Here is a 16,765-nt window from a genome sequence, read left to right as displayed (position 1 = left end):
GAATGCCGTTTTGTACCCGAACAAGATCACAAGTCCTGCGAAGATAGAATGCAGGATTTTGAAGGAGGCTAAAAGTCATGGTCGATAAAAACGAGATCAAGGGTGCAGCCAAGGAATTGGGTGGCTCGGTCAAGGAAGCCGTTGGCAAGATGACCAACAATCATGACCTTGAAGCCGAAGGCCGCGTCGATCAGGCCGAAGGCAAGACCCAGAAGAATTACGGCAAAGTCAAGGACGCCGTCCACGACCAGACGCACTGATTTCTGAAGCTCGGTGATAGGGCTGCCCCCAAAAGGGCGGCCCTTTTTGTTTCTGAGCATTCGCTCATATTTCAGCTTTCGATATGCTTTCCTGCCTCCAGTCGGGGAACGATTTGACCCGGCGCCAGCGAGGCAAGGCCGGAAGACCCGTGGGATTCCTCCCCTGCGGCACAGGCACTTGGACCGCGAAGGCCCGCCCACGACGGTTCGCCCGGCTCACTTGCTCTTGCCCCACAAATCTTTACCCTAGAAGCCATCCAAACTGATCGGGCCCGATTATCCGAGGCTCGACAGCCGACATTCGCTCGGGAGGACCAGCTTCATGGTTTCATTCACACTCAATGGCGAGGAGCGTCGCTTCGACGGCGATCCGGAGACGCCGCTTCTCTGGGTCATTCGCGACGCTGAGCGTCTTACCGGTACCAAATATGGCTGCGGCATCGCCCAATGCGGCGCCTGTACCGTCCATGTGGACGGCATGACCCGCCGCTCATGCATCACGCCGATCGCCGATCTCGAAGGATCGAGCGTCACGACGATCGAGGCCGTATCGGGTCGCGAGGCCGAAGCTGTGCAGACCGCCTGGACAGCAATCGACGTTCCGCAATGCGGCTATTGCCAGAGCGGCCAGATCATGTCGGCGGTCTCGCTTCTCCAGATGAATCCAGCGCCGAGCGACGCCGACATCGACGCGGCCATGGCCGGCAATATCTGTCGATGCGCCACCTATCAGCGCATCCGTCAGGCCATTCACGACGCGGCTTCGAGCCTGGAAGGTTGAGGATTATGGGTCGTCACGAAATCCTGCGTCCGAGCCGGCGCGCCTTTCTGCAAGGGGCAGGCCTCGTCATCGGCGTCACCCTCGCCGGGCGCGGCATGGCCGCCAATCTCATCCAGGGCGAACCGGCGGATGTGCAGAACCCTGAGGCCAAGGCGTTCAACGCCTTCGTGCGGATCGCGCCCGACTCGTCGGTCACCGTGCTGTCGAAGCATATCGAATTCGGCCAGGGCCCCTATACGGGCCTCACCACCCTGGTCGCCGAGGAACTCGACGCCGACTGGAGCCAGATGCGCGTCGAGGCGGCGCCTGCCGATGACGAAATCTACAAGAATCTCGCCTTCGGTCTGCAGGGCACCGGCGGCTCGACGGCGATCGCCAATTCCTACGATCAGATGCGCAAGGCGGGCGCGACCGCGCGCGCCATGCTGGTCGCCGCCGCAGCCGACGAATGGGGAGTCCCCGCCGAGGAGATCACCGTCTCCAAGGGTGTGATCAGCCATCAGGCATCCGGCCATTCGAGCGATTTCGGCTCGCTGGCCGACAAGGCCGCGACGATGGATGCGCCATCGGAGCCGACCCTCAAGGACCCCAAGGACTTTGTCCTGATCGGGAAGGACCGGCCGAGGCTCGATACGCCGTCGAAGGTCGACGGGACGGCCGTCTTCACGCTCGACGTCCTGGCCGACGACATGCTGATCGCGGTTGTCGCTCATCCCGACCGGTTCGGCGCGACGGTTGCGAGCGTCGACGAGACGGAGGCGCGCAAGGTGCCGGGCGTCGTCGACATTAAGACGATCCCGCAAGGGGTCGCCGTCTATGCCGAAAACACCTTCGCCGCCCTCAAGGGCCGGGCGGCCCTGAAGATCGACTGGAATCTCGATGCGGCGGAAACCCGCTCGAGCGAGGAGATCTACGAGGAATATCGCCAGATGATCGGCGGCGCCCAAGGGCTGGAAGCGGCCAATGAGGGCGATGTGGACGGCGCGATGAATGGCGACGGCATCACCACGCTGTCGGTCGATCTTGTCTTCCCCTTCCTCGCCCATGCGCCGATGGAGCCGCTCGATGCCGTTCTGATGCGTCAGGCCGACGGCTCGATCGACTGCTATAATGGCGCGCAGTTCCCCGGCCAGGACAAGGCGGCGATCGCCGAGGTGTGCGGCGTCGATCCGGCCAATGTGCGCGTCAACACGCAGCTGGCCGGCGGTTCCTTCGGGCGCCGCGCCCAATTCGGCTCGCCCTATATGCGCGAGGCCGCCGAGGTCTTCAAAGCCTCCGGCATGACCCGCCCGGTCAAGCATATGTGGACGCGTGAGGACGACATTCGCGGCGGCTTCTATCGTCCGATCTATGTCCACTCCCTGCGCGGCGCGATCGACGGGGCGGGCAATATCGTCGCCTGGGATCAGTCGATCGTCGGCCAGTCGATCATGAACAAGGACGAGCTCGACACGACCAGCGTCGAGGGCGCCTCCGACATGCCCTATCGGATCGCCAATCGGCGGGTGACGGCGCATCAGCCCAAGCTCGGCGTGCCGATCCTGTGGTGGCGCTCGGTCGGCCACACCCATACCGGCTTTGCTGTCGAGACCTTCATCGACCAGCTGCTCGACAAGGCCGGCAAGGACCCGGTTTCAGGCCGGCTCGCGCTTCTGCCCGACGACGCGCGCGAACGCGCCGTGCTCGAAAAGGTCGCGGAGATGGCCGATTGGGGCTCGCCCTTGCCCGATGGCCGCCGGCGCGGCGTCGCCGTCCACAAGAGCTTCTCGACCTATGTGGCCGAAATCGCCGAAGTCTCGATCGGCGAGGATGGCGGTCCGAAGGTCCATAAGGTCTGGTGCGCGGTGGATTGCGGCGTCGCCGTCAATCCCAACATCATCCGGGCGCAGATGGAAGGCGGCATCGGCTACGGCCTTGGTGCGATCCTCTATGACGAGGTGACCCTTGGCGACGGCGGACGCGTGGTTCAGTCGAATTTCCACGACTATCGCTCGCTGCGCATCTCCGAAATGCCGCAGGTCGAGGTGGCGATCATCGAATCGAGCGCGGCCCCGACCGGTGTCGGCGAGCCGGGCACGCCGCCGATCGGCCCGGCCGTCGCCAATGCCTGGCGCCGCCTGACCGGTCAGCCGGTGACGCGGCTGCCGATCATGTCGGCCGCCGGCGTGTGATCTCGATCGGTCGGTGACGTGCCGGTACGGACCAAAACCTTTCAAGGGTTGGACGTTCAGGTCCGGCACGGAACCGGCCGACCAATGCCTCACAAATATGTCTGGGCGGGGAATTGCCGATCCGCCCACTCCCTTACCGTCAGCGTCATGGCATCGACAGCCTCGCCGGTGTGCCGGCCGATCCCATGACGCGAATGAGCGAGCTCGCGCCTTGACCAAGACGACCCTCACCCGTTTCTGCCTTCTTGCTTCGGCCTGCGCGCTTCTCTCGGCGGCGCCGGTCGCCGGCTGGTCCCAGGACCGGGCACCCGCCGCGCCCGAGCCCTCACAACCCGTCGTGCAGAAAAAGGCCGAAACCGTTCAGCTGCGACCCGTATCCGACTTCGACGCCATCGAGGACGAGACGGAACGCTCGATCGCGATCTTCGAGGAGACCGGCAAGGTGCTCCTCCATCCGCGATGCGTGAACTGCCATCCGGCCGGCAATGTCCCGCTTCAGACCATGGCGATGACGCCGCATCAACCGCCGGTCGTGCGGGGGGACGCCAATTTCGGCGTGCCCGGCCTGATGTGCAACACCTGCCATGGACCGGAGAACGTCAAGGTCGTCGGCCAGACCGAGGATATCCTGTCGATCCCGGGCAACCCCAACTGGCACTTGGCGCCGATCGAGATGGCGTGGCAAGGTCGTTCGCTCGGCGAGATCTGCGAGCAGATCAAAGACACCGACCGCAATGGCGGCAAGACCCTGGCCGAGTTGATCGAGCATATGGCCGAAGACGACCTCGTCGGCTGGGGCTGGAACCCGGGCGAAGGCCGCGAGCCGGTTCCTGGCACGCAAGAAGCCTTCGGCGATCTCTACAAGGCCTGGGCGGCGACTGGCGCCCACTGCCCGGCGCCGTGAGGACGTCGCTTCTAACCTTTGTTTTGCTGCATGATGTGATCGGAAAAGTCATATGACTTTTCCGATCACATCATGCCCTCACGAAGAGCGTCGATCGGCTCGTCCGATCGGCGCTGCTCGCGACCTATTGCTGATCGCTTCCGAGCCCGCCAGCATTCGAGGGCCGGAAGGGATGCTCCTGTAGACCCGTGCCGATCCGTTCGGTTTCAGGCCGGAGATAAATCGCCCGCCCCGCCACATAGGTGGCGACCGTCGACCGCTCGTCGCCGAGCATCATCAGGGCGAAGAGCTCTTCCTCCAGCGTTTCGGCCCGGTCCATGCGCCGGCAGAGCGGTCCTGTGGCGCGACTGTCGAGGACGGTGATATCCGCCTCGAAGCCTTCCGCGATCTGGCCGATGACGGCACCGAGCCCCATCGCTTCGGCATTGCCGCGCGTCATCATGTGGAAGGCTTCGAGAGCCGGTAGCCTCTCGCCTCTCAAAGCCAGCACCTTGTAGCCTTCGGCCGCCGTCGTCAGCATGGAATAGCTGGTGCCGCCGCCGATATCGCTCGCGATCCCGATGGGGATGCCGGCCTTCCGAAGTCCCGCACGGTCGAAGAGGCCCGAACCGAGAAAGAGGTTCGAGGTGGGACAGAAGACGGCCGTCGCCTTGGCCTCGGCCAATGCGCCGCGTTCGCGCTCGCTCAGATGGATGCAATGGCCGAAGAGCGCACGCTCCCGCACGAGGCCGTAGCGCTCATAGACGGCCGTATAATCCGCGCTCCAGGGAAAGAGCTCGGCAACATAGGCGATTTCGGCTTGGTTTTCAGACAGATGCGTCTGGATCGGCAGGCCAGGATAGTCCGCCGCCAGGCTGCCGGCCGCCTCCAATTGCGCTTCCGTCGAGGTCGGCGCGAAACGCGGCGTGATCGCGACTTCGAGCCGGCCTTTTCCATGCCAGCGGGCGATGGCCTCCCTGGTCTCGTCATAGGCCCGCTGGGGTGTATCGAGGAGCGCTTGCGGCGCGCCGCGATCCATCATCACCTTGCCGGCGATCATGCGATAGCCGCGCCGCTCGGACTCGCCCATGAAGGCGTCGAGACTGACCGGATGGCTGGTGCAATAGACCGCCGCCGTGGTCGTCCCGTTCATGGCAAGCGTATCGAGCAACCAGCGAGACGCATCCGAGGCGATGCGCGGATTGCCGTAGCGGCTCTCTTCCGGGAAGGTGTATTTCTGCAGCCATTCCAGAAGTTCGGCCCCATAGGAGGCGATCACCTGGGTCTGGGGCAGATGCAGATGCGGGTCGATGAAGCCTGGCAGGATGAGATGCGGATGGTGGTTGCGGACCGGCGTTTCGGGATCGAGCAGGCTCGACAGCTCCGCCGCCGGGCCGACAGCCCGAATAATGCCGTCGCGGATCAGGATCAGACCATCCGAATGATAGCGCAGGGCGCCCCGCCCCTCCCTCGCCGGATCGGCTTCGAAGGACAGGATACGCCCGCGCAAAGCCAGATGTCGCCCGGCCGTCTTGACGGCCTCGATCAATGCCTTGCGGCGCTCGTTAACCGAACACCCTCCCCCGCCTTCAGCCAAAAGGCCAGCATCTCACGCGTCTCCGGTTCCATCTCAGGTGACAGTGACCCGGCCTGTTCCCGTGAATGCGCCACGGTTGCCGTTCCATCCAAGACCCATTGTGGACGATGTGGTCGAAGCTTTCCAGCTCGGGACATGGAGCGCAAGAGCCTAGGCGGCGTAAGAGTTCACCCCTCGAATGGGATCGGTCGGATGACGACGATGGACGGTTGCCGTGGACGATCCAGAAGCGAGGGGCTCCGGTCGACGGAGCCCCCACGCTAAGCTTCGTCTTAGCTCTTCACGCCTTCGACATACCAGTCCATCTTCAGAAGGTCGCCTTCGGGGATCACCTCACCCTCCGGGATCTTCACCTCGCCGGACTGGTCCTTGATCGGGCCGGTGAAGATCTCGTATTCGCCGGCCTTCGTCTCATCGACGATCTTCTGGGCGGCTTCCTTCACCTCAGCGGGCATCTTGTCGTTGAAGGGTGCCATTTCGACTTCGCCTTCGGCCATGCCGAGCCAGACATTGTCGGCTTCCCAGGTGCCGTCGAGCAGCGCCTGGACGCGCTTGGTGTAATAGGGGCACCACTGGTCGACGATCGCGGTCATATGGGCGTTCGGCGCGAAGCTCGTCATGTCCCAGGCCTGGCCGAAGGCGATGGCGCCAGCCTTTTCGGCGGCCTGGAGCGGCGCCGGGGAATCGGTGTGCTGGGTGATCACGTCGGCGCCCTGGGACAGGAGCGCGTTGGTGGCGTCGGCCTCCTTGGCGGGATCGTACCAGGAATTGACCCAGACGACCTGGGTCTCGAAGTCCGGGTTCACCTTCTGGGCCGCGAGCTGGAAGGCGTTGATGCCCATGACGACTTCGGGGATCGGGAAGGAAGCGATATAGCCGGCCTTACCGCTCTTCGACATCATTGCGGCGATCGTGCCCAGAACGGCGCGGCCCTGATAGAACTTCGAGTTGTAAAGCCCCATATTCTCATTGCCGCCGGTGGTGTAGCCGGTGGCATGTTCGAACTTCACGTCGGGAAACTGCTTGGCGACCTTGATGGTCGGATTCATGAAGCCGAACGAGGTGGTGAAGACGATGTCGTTGCCTTCCTGGGCGAGCTGGCGGATCACGCGCTCGGCGTCCGGCCCCTCGGCGACATTCTCCACATAGCTCGTCTCGACCTTGTCGCCGAGATTCTTTTCCAGGCACTGGCGCGCCTGGTCATGGGCATAGGTCCAGCCGAAATCGCCGACCGGGCCGACATAGACGAAGGCGGCCTTGACCGGCGGCTCGACGCCCTCGCCATTCGTCCCGCTCTGTGCGGCGGCCGGCAGGACCGAACCAGCCGTGAAGGCGATGGCAGCGCTGGCCGACAGAAGGCGGCGTCTGGTGATGTCGAACATGGGAGAGCTCCTCTTCATTCGGATGATCTGATGGATGAAAGCACCTGGCGACGAGACCGCATCGCTCGATGCTCTCGATCGTTTCGTGAAGCGCCGCCGACAGGCATAGAACCGAGACCCATTCTTCCAGCCCGGACCTTCAGGCTGCCGCACGAAACGGCTTGCCGAGACAGGCGGGCGCGGCGACACCGCCGCGCTTGGCGACCGAGATGACGGCGAGCACTGCGATCGTCGCGAGATAGGGAAGGGCTGCCAGGAATTCGGGCGCGAACATGTTGAAGCCGGCCGCCTTGGCCTGCAACTCCATGGTGATGACGAGGCCGAAGAGATAGGCGCCGAGAAGCACCCGCCCGGGGCGCCAGGACGCGAAGACGACAAGGGCGATCGCGATCCAGCCGCGTCCCGCCGTCAGGCGCTCGGCCCACATCGGGGTGAGCACCAGCGAATAATAGGACCCGGCGAGCCCGGCCATCGCGCCACCGAACAGGACGGCGAGATAGCGCACCTTCAGGACCGGATACCCGATCGCATGGGCGGCCGAATCCGATTCGCCGACGGCGCGCAGGATCAGCCCGGCCCTGCTGTGCTTGAGGAACCACCAGACCGCGAATGTGAGGATGAGCCCGATATAGACGAGCGGCGAATGGCCGAAAATGAGCCGGCCTATCGGATCATTCGCCAATGCGGCGGGAAAGATTGGTCCGAGCGTCGAGGTGGTGATGCCGACGAAAGGCGCGCCGATCAGCGCCGAGACGCCGGTGCCGAAGATCGTCAGGGCAAGGCCCGTCGCCACCTGATTGGCCATCAGGGACAAAGTGAGGAAAGCGAAGATCGCCGAGGCGAGCGCGGCGGCAATCATCGCGCCGAGCGCGCCAAGGGCCGGGATGCCCGTCGATACGGCGATGGCAAAGCCCGTCACCGCGCCGATCAGCATCATGCCCTCGACACCGAGATTGAGAACGCCGGACTTTTCGACCACCAGCTCGCCGAGCGCGGCGATGAGAAGCGGCGTCGCCGCTCCCGCGATCGTCATGAGGATCGCCACCAAGAGATCGATGTTCATGCGCGGGCAACTCCGGTCTTCGGCGCCGAGACCTCCGCCGTCTCCGTCTTCTTCGCCGGCTCCAACCGGACCAGACGATAGCGCACCAGGATGTCGACGCCGAGAAGGAAAAACAGCATGAGCGCCTGGAAGACGCCCGTCGCCGCCGAGGGCAGACCGATCACCGTCTGAGCGCTCTCGCCCCCCACATAGGTGAGCGCCAGAACCAGGCTCGCGACGAGGATTCCAAGCGGATTGAGCCGGCCGAGAAAGGCGACGATGATCGCCGTATAGCCGTAGCCGGTCGGAAATTGCGGCACCATCTGTCCGAAGGGTCCGGCCGCTTCCAGAATTCCGGCGAGCCCAGCCATGCCGCCGCCGATGAGAAGCGCCAGCCAGACCGTGGAGGAGGCAGAGAAGCCGCCGAAGCGCGCCGCTTTGGGGGCGGCGCCCACCGTGCGGAACTGGAACCCGGCAACGGTCCGGGTCATGACGCCCCAGGCCGTCAGCGCCAGCGCGGCCGCGATTGGAACGCCGAGATGGATGAGCGTTCCCGGCACCACATAGGGCAGCGTTTGATCGCCGGAAAACATCGCCGTCTGGGGGAAGTTGAACCCCATCGGGTCCTTCCACGGCCCGCGCATCAAATAATAGAGCAGCTGGATCGCGACATAGTTCAGCATCAAGGAGGAGAGGATCTCGTTGACGCCGAGCTTCACCTTCAGAAAGGCCGGGATCGCCGCATAGGCCATGCCCCCGAAAATGCCGCCAAGGATCATCGCCGGAAGGATCCAGGCGCCGGACATGTCGAGTGTCGCCAAGGCGACGCCGGTGCCCGCCAGCCCGCCGAGAATGTATTGTCCCTCGCCGCCGATATTCCAGACATTCGCCTTGAAGCCGATGGCAAGCCCGGTCGCAATCATGGCGAGCGGCGCGGCCTTCACCAGAAGATCCTGCCAACGATAGGGATTGAAGAGCGGCGCGATGAAGATATGCCAGACCGCCGCGAGGCCGTCATGGCCTAAGAGGGTGAAGAGGATCGCACCGACGATGAGCGTCGCGGCCACCGCGATGACCGGCGCGGCGATGTTAGCAAGCCGGCTTTCCTGCCGTCTCGGTTCGAGCGCAAATCCCATCATGCCGCGCTCTCCCGAGCCTGATCTCCACGGGTCTCGCCATGGACACCACCCATCAGAAGGCCGATCCGATCGATGGAAATGCCCTCCACATCCATCGCCTCCGACAGGCGCCCCTCATTGATGACCGCAAGACGGTCGCAGAGTTCGAGAAGCTCGTCGAGATCCTGGCTGACCACGACGACCGAAGCCCCCTTGTCGACGAGGTCGATCATGGCCTGACGAATGAAACCGGCCGCGCCCGCATCGACACCCCATGTGGGCTGGGAGACGACAAGGACGGCCGGCGCGGTCATGATCTCGCGGCCCATGATGAATTTTTGCAGGTTTCCGCCGGATAGACTGCCGGCAAGCGCCTGAGGACCGACCGCCTTGACGGAAAAGGCATCGATCACCGACTTCGCATAGTCGCGGGCCTGTCCGGTGCGCAGAATACCGCCACTGGCGAGAGCCTTCGGTCCGCGCGCCGAGAGGATCGCGTTGTCGGTGAGCGTCATGGTGGGCACCGCCGCATGGCCGTTCCGCTCTTCGGGAACGCTGGCGAGCCCAGCCCTGCGCCGGGCGCCGACACCTAGCTCCGTCAATTCGCGGCCGTCCATGCGGATCGAACCGTCGACGTCATCGCTGCGCTCACCCGACAGAACCGAGAGAAGCTCGTTCTGACCATTGCCCGCAACGCCGGCAATGCCGAAGATCTCGCCGGAGCGGACCGAGAATGAAATGTCCTTGAGACTTGTCCCGAAGGGCGGTTCGCCTGGCGCCGAGAGATGGGATACGGCGAAACGCTCCTCGCCATAGACGCAATTGTCCTTGCCCGACAGATCCTTCAAACTGCCGCCGATCATCATCTCGGCCATCGAGCGAGGGGACTCACGCGTCGGATCGCAAGTGCCCACCACCTTGCCGCCGCGCAGGATGGTTGCGCCGTCACAAAGCGCCTGAATCTCGTGCAGCTTGTGGGAGATATAGAGGATCGAGCAACCTTCGCGCTTCAGCTGACGCAGAATAGTGAAGAGCTTTTCCACCTCCTGGGGCGTCAGAACCGAAGTCGGTTCGTCCATGATCAGAAGTTTCGGGGACTGGATCAGCGCCCGAACGATCTCGATCCTCTGGCGCTCGCCGACCGACAGCGTGTGGACGTCGCGATGGGGATCGAGCGCAAGATCATAGGTCTTCAGAACCTCGCGGACCTTGGCTTCCAGCTCCCGCCGCGGCGGCGGATGGTCCATGCCAAGAGCGATATTCTCCAGCACCGTCATCGCCTCGAACAGCGAGAAATGCTGAAAAACCATGCCGATGCCAAGCGCGCGCGCCTCCTTGGGCGAGCCGATCGAAACGGGTTGGCCGTCGAAGGCAATCGTCCCCTCATCGGCTTTCTGCACGCCATAGATGATCTTCACGAGGGTCGACTTGCCGGCGCCGTTCTCGCCGAGAAGAGCGTGAATTTCACCGGGCGCCACGGAAAAGGATACGGCTTCGTTGGCGACGACGCCTGGAAATCGCTTGGTAATGCCGGAGAGTTGCAGGCGCGGCGTCATCGCGTTCGGAATCATCCTCAAACCGTCTTAGGGACAGTATGGCACTGCGAAGAGCCTCATGCCAAGCGAAGAGGCAGCGATTTCTGTTGAGCGGAAAGGAGGCACGTGAGGAGCTCCGATGCGGTCAGTGCCGCGATGACCTCCGGCCGCTTGTCGCGCAGAGCGCTCGCCCCGATCGGCAGGGTGAGACGCTCGATATCGGACGGGCGGCCGAGATCGCGGAGGTAAGAGGCGAAACGCGCCTTCTTGGTCGCGGAACCGATCATTCCGACATAGGCGGCGTCCTCGCGTGCGAGGGCTGCCGCTGTGATCAGGAAATCGAGCCCATGATCATGGGTCATCACGATGAAGCCCGAGGACGGCGGCGCGGTCTCAATCAACGCCTCGGGCATGGCGGCCGCTTCGCATCGAATGGCGTGCGGAAGAGCGTTGAGCGTCTCGGGACGCTGATCGATCAGCGTGACGGCCAGCGGCAGAGCGGCGAGTGCCTTCGCCAAGGCCCGCCCCGTATGGCCGGCCCCGAAAATAAAGACGGCCGGTTGGCCGGCCCTTTCCCGCTCGGCCTTCGCCTGGAGTGCGGCAAGGCCCGCCGCATCCTCAAGACGAAAGGACAAGGACACCCGGCCCCCGCAGCATTGCCCGATTTCGGGACCGAGCGGCACATCCGTCTGTGCCTCGCTTTCCCCGCTTTGGAGCATGTCTCGCGCCCGATCGATCGCATCGAATTCCAGCCGGCCGCCGCCGATGGTGCCGACGACGTCGTCCGCGCCGACCAGCATCCATGCGCCCACCTCACGCGGTGTCGAGCCGAGCGCCTGCGAGACGGTCACGAGGATCGTCGGCGTGCTTCTCTCCAGAAGACCTTGTGCCGTGGCTGCGAGGCCTATCATGGAAGCCGTTCACCCCTCACGGGTGGCCCGTTGAATGGCATCGCCGACCCATTCGTTCAAGCTCTTCGCTTGGGCCTTCGCCGCCGAGACCGCGGCTTTATGCAACCCAGCATCGATTCGAACATTGAACCGGCCCGAAAATTGGCGGAATGGCTCGATCCCTTCTTCCGCGCACATTTCGAGATAAGTTTCGAGGGAGAGACGACCCTCCTCTCGCAATCCGTCGACACTCGTCGCGTAAAAATCAGCGCCGCCGGTCAAGCCAATGAACTCGCCCCTGAACATTCCGATCTCTGAGTCGAATGTCACCACAGCCTTATGCCCTTCGATGTCCATGACATTGCTCATGACGGCTTAACCCCTTGAGACTCCAGCCACTGTCTGACGCTTACGATCGCCCCTTTGTCGGTTTCCGGCCGAGGATGTGGACGATGAAAGACGCGAACTTCGCCGAAAAGGCGCACGCCGATCCGAGACCCCGCGCGCTCTTCCACAACGGCCCCGAGCTCGACGAACAAAGCTTCAATGTCGCTCCATCGGACAGTCCCGCTGACCGGCCGCGCAAAAATCGCCTCAAGGGTCCGTTGATGGCGCTTCCTCATCTATTTGGTACTATAAAACAGTACCATTTCAAAGCAAAGACCAGAATCGACACAACAACACTCGTCACGATCTCGCCCGCACCTCCTCCACCGCCCGCAACACCCGTTCGGGCGTCGCGGGCGCGTCGAGATGGGGAAACGCCCGGCCCTCGCCCGCCGCGATGACGGCGTCGGTCAGAGCGCTGAAGGCCGAGATCGCCAGCATGAAGGGTGGCTCGCCGACTGCTTTCGAGCGATAGATCGTCTCGGCGCGGTTTTCGCCCTTGTCCCAGATCGCGATGCGCATATCGTCCGGGCGGTCGTTGGCGGTCGGGATCTTGTAGGTCGAGGGGGCATGGGTCTTCAGCCGGCCCTTGTCGTCCCACCAGAGCTCTTCCATGGTCAGCCAACCGAAGCCCTGGATGAAACCGCCCTCGATTTGACCAAGATCGATCGCCGGATTGAGCGACTTGCCCACGTCGTGGAGAATATCGACGCGGGTGAGCTTGTATTCGCCGGTCAGCGTATCGATGACGACTTCCGAACAGGCGGCGCCATAGGCGAAATAATAGAAGGGTTTGCCGCTCGCGCTCTCCCGGTCGTAATGGATATCGGGCGTTGCGTAGAAACCGGTCGAGGACAGCGAGACCCGTGCGAGATAGGCCTCGCCCACGAGATCGGAAAAACGCTTCTCCTCATTGCCGATCCGAACCCGGTTCGCCTCGAAGACGATCTGGTCCTTCGGCACATGATAGCGCTCGGCGGCATAGTCGATCAGCCGCGTCTTGATCGTGCGGGCCGCCGCCTGGGCCGCCATACCGTTGAGGTCCGAGCCCGAGGAGGCGGCCGTCGCCGAGGTGTTCGGCACCTTGGCCGTCGTCGTCGCGGTGATCTTCACCTTGTCGATGTCGATCTGGAATTCCTCGGCGACGACCTGGGCGACCTTGACGAAGAGCCCCTGCCCCATCTCCGTGCCGCCATGGTTCAGATGAACCGAGCCGTCCTTATAGACATGGACCAGCGCGCCCGCCTGATTGAGATGGGAGGTGGTGAAGGAGATGCCGAATTTGACGGGCGTCAGCGCCAGACCCTTTTTCAGGATCGGGCTTCTGACATTGAACGCCTTCACTGCCTCGCGCCGGGCGCGATAGTCGGACGAGACTTCGAGGACCTCGATGATCTCGCCCGCGACCGAATCCTCGACCTTCATGCCATAGGGCGTGACGCCGGGCTCTCCGCCGATGCCGGCATAGAGATTGGCCTTGCGCACATCGAGGGGATCGAGACCGGTCTCGAAGGCGATGCGATCCATCAGCCGTTCAATGCCGACCATGCCCTGCGGCCCGCCAAAGCCGCGAAAGGCGGTGTTCGAGACGGTATGGGTCTGGAGGCGACGCGAATGAATGCAGGCCGCCTTCAGATCATAGGCATTGTCGGCGTGGAACATCGCCCGGTCGGCGATCGCCGCAGAGAGATCGGAGGAATAGCCGCAGCGAACGAATTGGTCGAAGGCAACGCCCTGAAGCCGACCGGCCGCGTCGAAGCCAGCGCGATAGTCGATCCGCACCTCGTGGCGCTTGCCGGTCATGATCATGTCGTCGTCCCGGTCGAGCCGGCATTTGGCCGGCCGTCCGGTCTTCACCGCAACGAGCGCGGCAGCGGCCGCAAACAGCGCCGGCTGGCTTTCCTTGCCGCCGAACCCGCCGCCCATGCGCCGAAGCTCGACCGTCACCGCATGGTCGGGCACGCCGAGCATCTTGGCCACATTGTGCTGCACCTCGGAGGGGTGCTGGGTGGAGGAGCGCACGAAGACGTCGCCATCCTCCAGGGGATGGGCGACCGCGATCTGGCCTTCGAGATAGAAATGGTCCTGGCCGCCGACCTCGATCCGGCCCGAAACGGTCCTCGACGCCGTCTCCAGCGCCGCGTCCACATCGCCGAGCCGCATAGTGTGCGGCGGCAGAAGGTCTTTGCCCACCTCATCCGCAAAGTTCAGCGCTGCATCGAAACCGATCGCGGCGGGCAAGTCCTCATAGTCGATCTTGGCGAGCCGCGCGGCCCGGCGCGCCGCATCGATCGTCTCGGCGGCGACCGCGAAAAGCGGTTGACCGACGAAGAAGACATGACCCTCGGCAAAGATCGGATCGTCGCCGAAGACCGGCGAATAGTCGTTCTGGCCGGGAATATCCTCGGCGGTCAGGACGAGAACGACGCCCGGCGCGGCGCGGACCGCCGACAGATCCATCGCCCGAATGCGCGCATGGGCCCTCTCGCTCGGGGCCAGATAGACCTGCAGCGTGCCCGGCAGGTCCGGCTCGTCGTCCGTATAGCGAGCGGAGCCAGTGACATGTTTGAAACCGCTGTCATGGGCGTGTCTCTGACGAACCCCGCCCCTTATCGGGCGCTTGTCTCCGGGGGCCCCTTCGTGAAGCTCGGCAATCGTGGGCTCTCCGGCCGGGCCGCGATCCTGAATGCGCGTTTCGTCCATCAGATCGCTCCCGCCAGATCAAGGGCCGCATCGGGCCCGGCGGTACGCCCGGTGACCGAGCCAGACGATTCCAGCTGGAACCGTTTCAGGAGGTTCTTCGCGCTCGTCAGGCGATAGGCACTCGTCGCCCGCATGTCGGTGAGCGGGCTGAAATCGCTCTCCATCGCTACCTGAGCATCCGCAACCGCGCTCGCATCGAAGGGCCGGCCGACGAGAGCGGCTTCCGCAGCCTTCGACCGTTTTGGCACGCCCGCCATGCCGCCAAAGGCCAAGCGTGCCTCGCGCACGACATCGCCATCGAAGGTCAGCCGGAAGGCGGCCATGACGGCGGAAATGTCGGAATCGAAGCGTTTCGAAATCTTGTGGGCGAAGAAGCGCTGATCGTCTTCAAGGCGCGGCACTTCGACGGCGACGACGAATTCGCCCTTCGCGCGGTCCTGCTTGCCGTAATCGATGAAGAAGTTCTCGAGATCGATCAGCCGGACGTCGTCGCCCTTGCGTAGGAACAGGCGGGCCCCCAGCGCGATCAGGCAAGGGGGCAGGTCGCCGATGGGCGAGCCATTGGCGATATTGCCGCCGACCGTGCCGGCATTGCGGATCTGATATCCGGCGAAGCGGCGCAGCATTTCGGACAGGTCGGGATGGATGTCGCCCAGCGCCTCTCTCGCCTTGCGATGGGTGACACCGGCCCCGAGATAGACCTTACCGAGCCGCTCCTCGACCATTGTAAGGTCGCGAACCTTGGAGACATCGATCAGGATCGGCAGGTCGCGATGCTGTTTCGTGACCCAAAGCCCGACATCGGTCGCGCCCGCAACGAGCACGGCCTCCGGATGGGCCGCATAGGTGTCGGCGAGATCGTCCACATTGGTCGGCGCGAACCAGCGCATTTCGCCGGCCGTGCCGGGCGCTGAATAGGAAAAGACCCCCGACCCTTCGAGATCGGAAAGCGTCTTGGCAAGCGCCGCATCGCCGGTCTGACCGCTTGGCGCACCGCTTGCAGCCAGCGCCTCGCCGGCATCGATGATCGGACCATAACCGGTGCAGCGGCAGAGATTACCCGAAACGAGATCCTTGACCGACTGCCGATCCTTCATCGCGCCGGTCATCCAGCCGGAGAAGAGCTGGACCACGAAACCCGGCGTGCAGAAGCCGCATTGGCTCGCATGGCGCTCGACCATCTCCTGTCGGAGCCGTTCGGCGCCTTCCGCGCCGCCATGGGTGCCAAGACCTTCCACCGTCTCGATCGCCCGCCCGTTCATGGCGGGGAGAAACTGGATGCAGGCATTGACCGCGCGCCGCTCGATCCCGCCGACACCATCCGGTTCTGCAAGCATCACGGTGCAGGCGCCGCAATCACCTTCCGCGCAGCCTTCCTTGGTGCCGGTCAGCCGCTCGCTCTCGCGCAGATATTGCAGGACAGTGGTCGTCGGCGAAACGCCTGAGACGGAACGCTCGGAGCCATTGAGAAGAAAGCGGATCGGCCGGGCTTCGCTCGTCATGATCAGCTCCCCCGATAGGTCGAATAGCCGAAGGGCGAGATGAGAAGCGGCACGTGATAATGGATCGGCTCGGCCATGCCGAAGCGCAGCACGACCTCGTCCAGAAATTTCGGCTCCGGCAATTGGAGGCCGAGGGTCTCGAAGTAAGCGCCAGCTTCGAAGACGAGTTCGTAGACACCGGTTTCGAACGCGGTGCCCGAAAGAAGCGGCCCGTCGCACCGCCCATCGTCATTGGTGAGCGTCTCCAGGATCTTTTGCCGCTTGCCCGCCTCGTCCAGCTTATAGAGCGCAAGCGACAGCTTGGCTGCCGGCTTACCCGTCGCCGTATCGAGGACATGGGTCGTCAGGGTGCCCGAAGAGCTCTCCGCCATCGATCAGCCATCCATTCTCTAAGGGGAAGGGTCTTCGACAATCATGCGAGGCGCCGACTGCCGGCCACGTCCCCGGCCTTATGAAACTCTTGACCCAAAAGCTTGCCCAGGAAGCTGTTTGCAGCTTTGGCCAAAGCCGTTAG

The 16,765-nt window shown here is 63.8% G+C and carries 15 protein-coding genes; 4 read left to right on the top strand and 11 right to left on the bottom strand.

The features are described 5' to 3' along the window. Positions 1-77: 77 nt before the first annotated feature. From B9A15_RS00470 to B9A15_RS00455, 4 genes are all read left to right on the top strand, one after another. Positions 78-260, top strand: a complete 183-nt coding sequence (locus B9A15_RS00470) for a CsbD family protein (RefSeq protein WP_084407880.1) — start codon at positions 78-80, stop codon at positions 258-260. 322 nt (positions 261-582) lie between these two features. Further along, on the top strand, positions 583-1,041 hold the full coding sequence (locus tag B9A15_RS00465; RefSeq protein WP_084407878.1) for a (2Fe-2S)-binding protein: 459 nt from the start codon (positions 583-585) through the stop codon (positions 1,039-1,041). A gap of 5 nt (positions 1,042-1,046) precedes the next feature. Continuing rightward, positions 1,047-3,212, top strand: coding sequence for a xanthine dehydrogenase family protein molybdopterin-binding subunit (locus B9A15_RS00460; RefSeq protein WP_084407876.1), 2,166 nt, complete (start codon positions 1,047-1,049; stop codon positions 3,210-3,212). A 211-nt stretch (positions 3,213-3,423) separates the two neighbouring features. Further along, positions 3,424-4,116, top strand: coding sequence for an Isoquinoline 1-oxidoreductase subunit (locus B9A15_RS00455; RefSeq protein WP_170923120.1), 693 nt, complete (start codon positions 3,424-3,426; stop codon positions 4,114-4,116). 124 nt (positions 4,117-4,240) lie between these two features. Here B9A15_RS00455 and guaD read toward each other — a convergent pair whose 3' ends face one another. The 11 genes from guaD to uraH form a co-directional block, all read right to left on the bottom strand. After that, on the bottom strand, positions 4,241-5,644 hold the full coding sequence (gene guaD / locus B9A15_RS00450) for a guanine deaminase (protein WP_425292937.1): 1,404 nt from the start codon (positions 5,642-5,644) through the stop codon (positions 4,241-4,243). 320 nt (positions 5,645-5,964) lie between these two features. Then, positions 5,965-7,074 carry a BMP family ABC transporter substrate-binding protein gene (locus B9A15_RS00445; protein ID WP_084407874.1) on the bottom strand — a complete coding sequence of 370 codons (1,110 nt, stop codon included), beginning with the start codon at positions 7,072-7,074 and terminating at the stop codon, positions 5,965-5,967. A gap of 139 nt (positions 7,075-7,213) precedes the next feature. Next, entirely contained in the window at positions 7,214-8,131 is a 918-nt protein-coding gene (locus B9A15_RS00440; protein WP_170923137.1) for an ABC transporter permease, read from the bottom strand. 2 nt (positions 8,132-8,133) lie between these two features. Next, positions 8,134-9,252, bottom strand: coding sequence for an ABC transporter permease (locus B9A15_RS00435; protein WP_084407870.1), 1,119 nt, complete (start codon positions 9,250-9,252; stop codon positions 8,134-8,136). Beyond that, positions 9,252-10,805, bottom strand: a complete 1,554-nt coding sequence (locus tag B9A15_RS00430) for an ABC transporter ATP-binding protein (RefSeq protein WP_210190456.1) — start codon at positions 10,803-10,805, stop codon at positions 9,252-9,254. Before B9A15_RS00430 ends, B9A15_RS00435 begins: the two co-directional genes overlap by 1 nt. 41 nt (positions 10,806-10,846) lie before the next feature. Then, positions 10,847-11,680 carry a xanthine dehydrogenase accessory protein XdhC gene (gene xdhC / locus B9A15_RS00425; protein WP_084407867.1) on the bottom strand — a complete coding sequence of 278 codons (834 nt, stop codon included), beginning with the start codon at positions 11,678-11,680 and terminating at the stop codon, positions 10,847-10,849. A gap of 9 nt (positions 11,681-11,689) precedes the next feature. Then, positions 11,690-12,028, bottom strand: coding sequence for a type II toxin-antitoxin system HicB family antitoxin (locus B9A15_RS00420; protein WP_084407865.1), 339 nt, complete (start codon positions 12,026-12,028; stop codon positions 11,690-11,692). Further along, positions 12,025-12,282: a type II toxin-antitoxin system HicA family toxin gene (locus B9A15_RS00415; protein ID WP_084407863.1), complete on the bottom strand. Its 258-nt coding sequence runs from the start codon at positions 12,280-12,282 to the stop codon at positions 12,025-12,027. Before B9A15_RS00415 ends, B9A15_RS00420 begins: the two co-directional genes overlap by 4 nt. A 64-nt stretch (positions 12,283-12,346) precedes the next feature. Further along, positions 12,347-14,749: a xanthine dehydrogenase molybdopterin binding subunit gene (gene xdhB / locus B9A15_RS00410; protein ID WP_084407861.1), complete on the bottom strand. Its 2,403-nt coding sequence runs from the start codon at positions 14,747-14,749 to the stop codon at positions 12,347-12,349. Then, the gene (gene xdhA / locus B9A15_RS00405) at positions 14,749-16,251 is read right to left on the bottom strand and encodes a xanthine dehydrogenase small subunit (RefSeq protein ID WP_084407859.1); all 1,503 of its coding nucleotides are present in this window, start codon (positions 16,249-16,251) and stop codon (positions 14,749-14,751) included. Before xdhA ends, xdhB begins: the two co-directional genes overlap by 1 nt. 2 nt (positions 16,252-16,253) lie before the next feature. Beyond that, positions 16,254-16,622: a hydroxyisourate hydrolase gene (uraH, locus tag B9A15_RS00400; protein ID WP_084407857.1), complete on the bottom strand. Its 369-nt coding sequence runs from the start codon at positions 16,620-16,622 to the stop codon at positions 16,254-16,256. Positions 16,623-16,765: the final 143 nt, after the last annotated feature.

The organism is Fulvimarina manganoxydans (assembly GCF_900176465.1).
Classification (GTDB): Bacteria; Pseudomonadota; Alphaproteobacteria; order Rhizobiales; family Rhizobiaceae; genus Fulvimarina; species Fulvimarina manganoxydans.
The sequence above is the reverse complement of the archived record's forward strand: the minus strand, read 5'-3'. Positions and strand labels throughout refer to the sequence as shown.

Bases quoted from the DNA above. Each gene is read 5' to 3' on its own strand.
- B9A15_RS00470 (WP_084407880.1), top strand. From the start codon at position 78: ATGGTCGATAAAAACGAGATCAAGGGTGCAGCCAAGGAATTGGGTGGC.
- B9A15_RS00465 (WP_084407878.1), top strand. From the start codon at position 583: ATGGTTTCATTCACACTCAATGGCGAGGAGCGTCGCTTCGACGGCGAT.
- B9A15_RS00460 (WP_084407876.1), top strand. From the start codon at position 1,047: ATGGGTCGTCACGAAATCCTGCGTCCGAGCCGGCGCGCCTTTCTGCAA.
- B9A15_RS00445 (WP_084407874.1), bottom strand. From the start codon at position 7,074: ATGTTCGACATCACCAGACGCCGCCTTCTGTCGGCCAGCGCTGCCATC.
- B9A15_RS00435 (WP_084407870.1), bottom strand. From the start codon at position 9,252: ATGGGATTTGCGCTCGAACCGAGACGGCAGGAAAGCCGGCTTGCTAAC.
- B9A15_RS00430 (WP_210190456.1), bottom strand. From the start codon at position 10,805: ATGATTCCGAACGCGATGACGCCGCGCCTGCAACTCTCCGGCATTACC.
- xdhC (WP_084407867.1), bottom strand. From the start codon at position 11,680: ATGATAGGCCTCGCAGCCACGGCACAAGGTCTTCTGGAGAGAAGCACG.
- B9A15_RS00420 (WP_084407865.1), bottom strand. From the start codon at position 12,028: ATGAGCAATGTCATGGACATCGAAGGGCATAAGGCTGTGGTGACATTC.
- B9A15_RS00415 (WP_084407863.1), bottom strand. From the start codon at position 12,282: ATGAGGAAGCGCCATCAACGGACCCTTGAGGCGATTTTTGCGCGGCCG.
- xdhB (WP_084407861.1), bottom strand. From the start codon at position 14,749: ATGGACGAAACGCGCATTCAGGATCGCGGCCCGGCCGGAGAGCCCACG.
- xdhA (WP_084407859.1), bottom strand. From the start codon at position 16,251: ATGACGAGCGAAGCCCGGCCGATCCGCTTTCTTCTCAATGGCTCCGAG.
- uraH (WP_084407857.1), bottom strand. From the start codon at position 16,622: ATGGCGGAGAGCTCTTCGGGCACCCTGACGACCCATGTCCTCGATACG.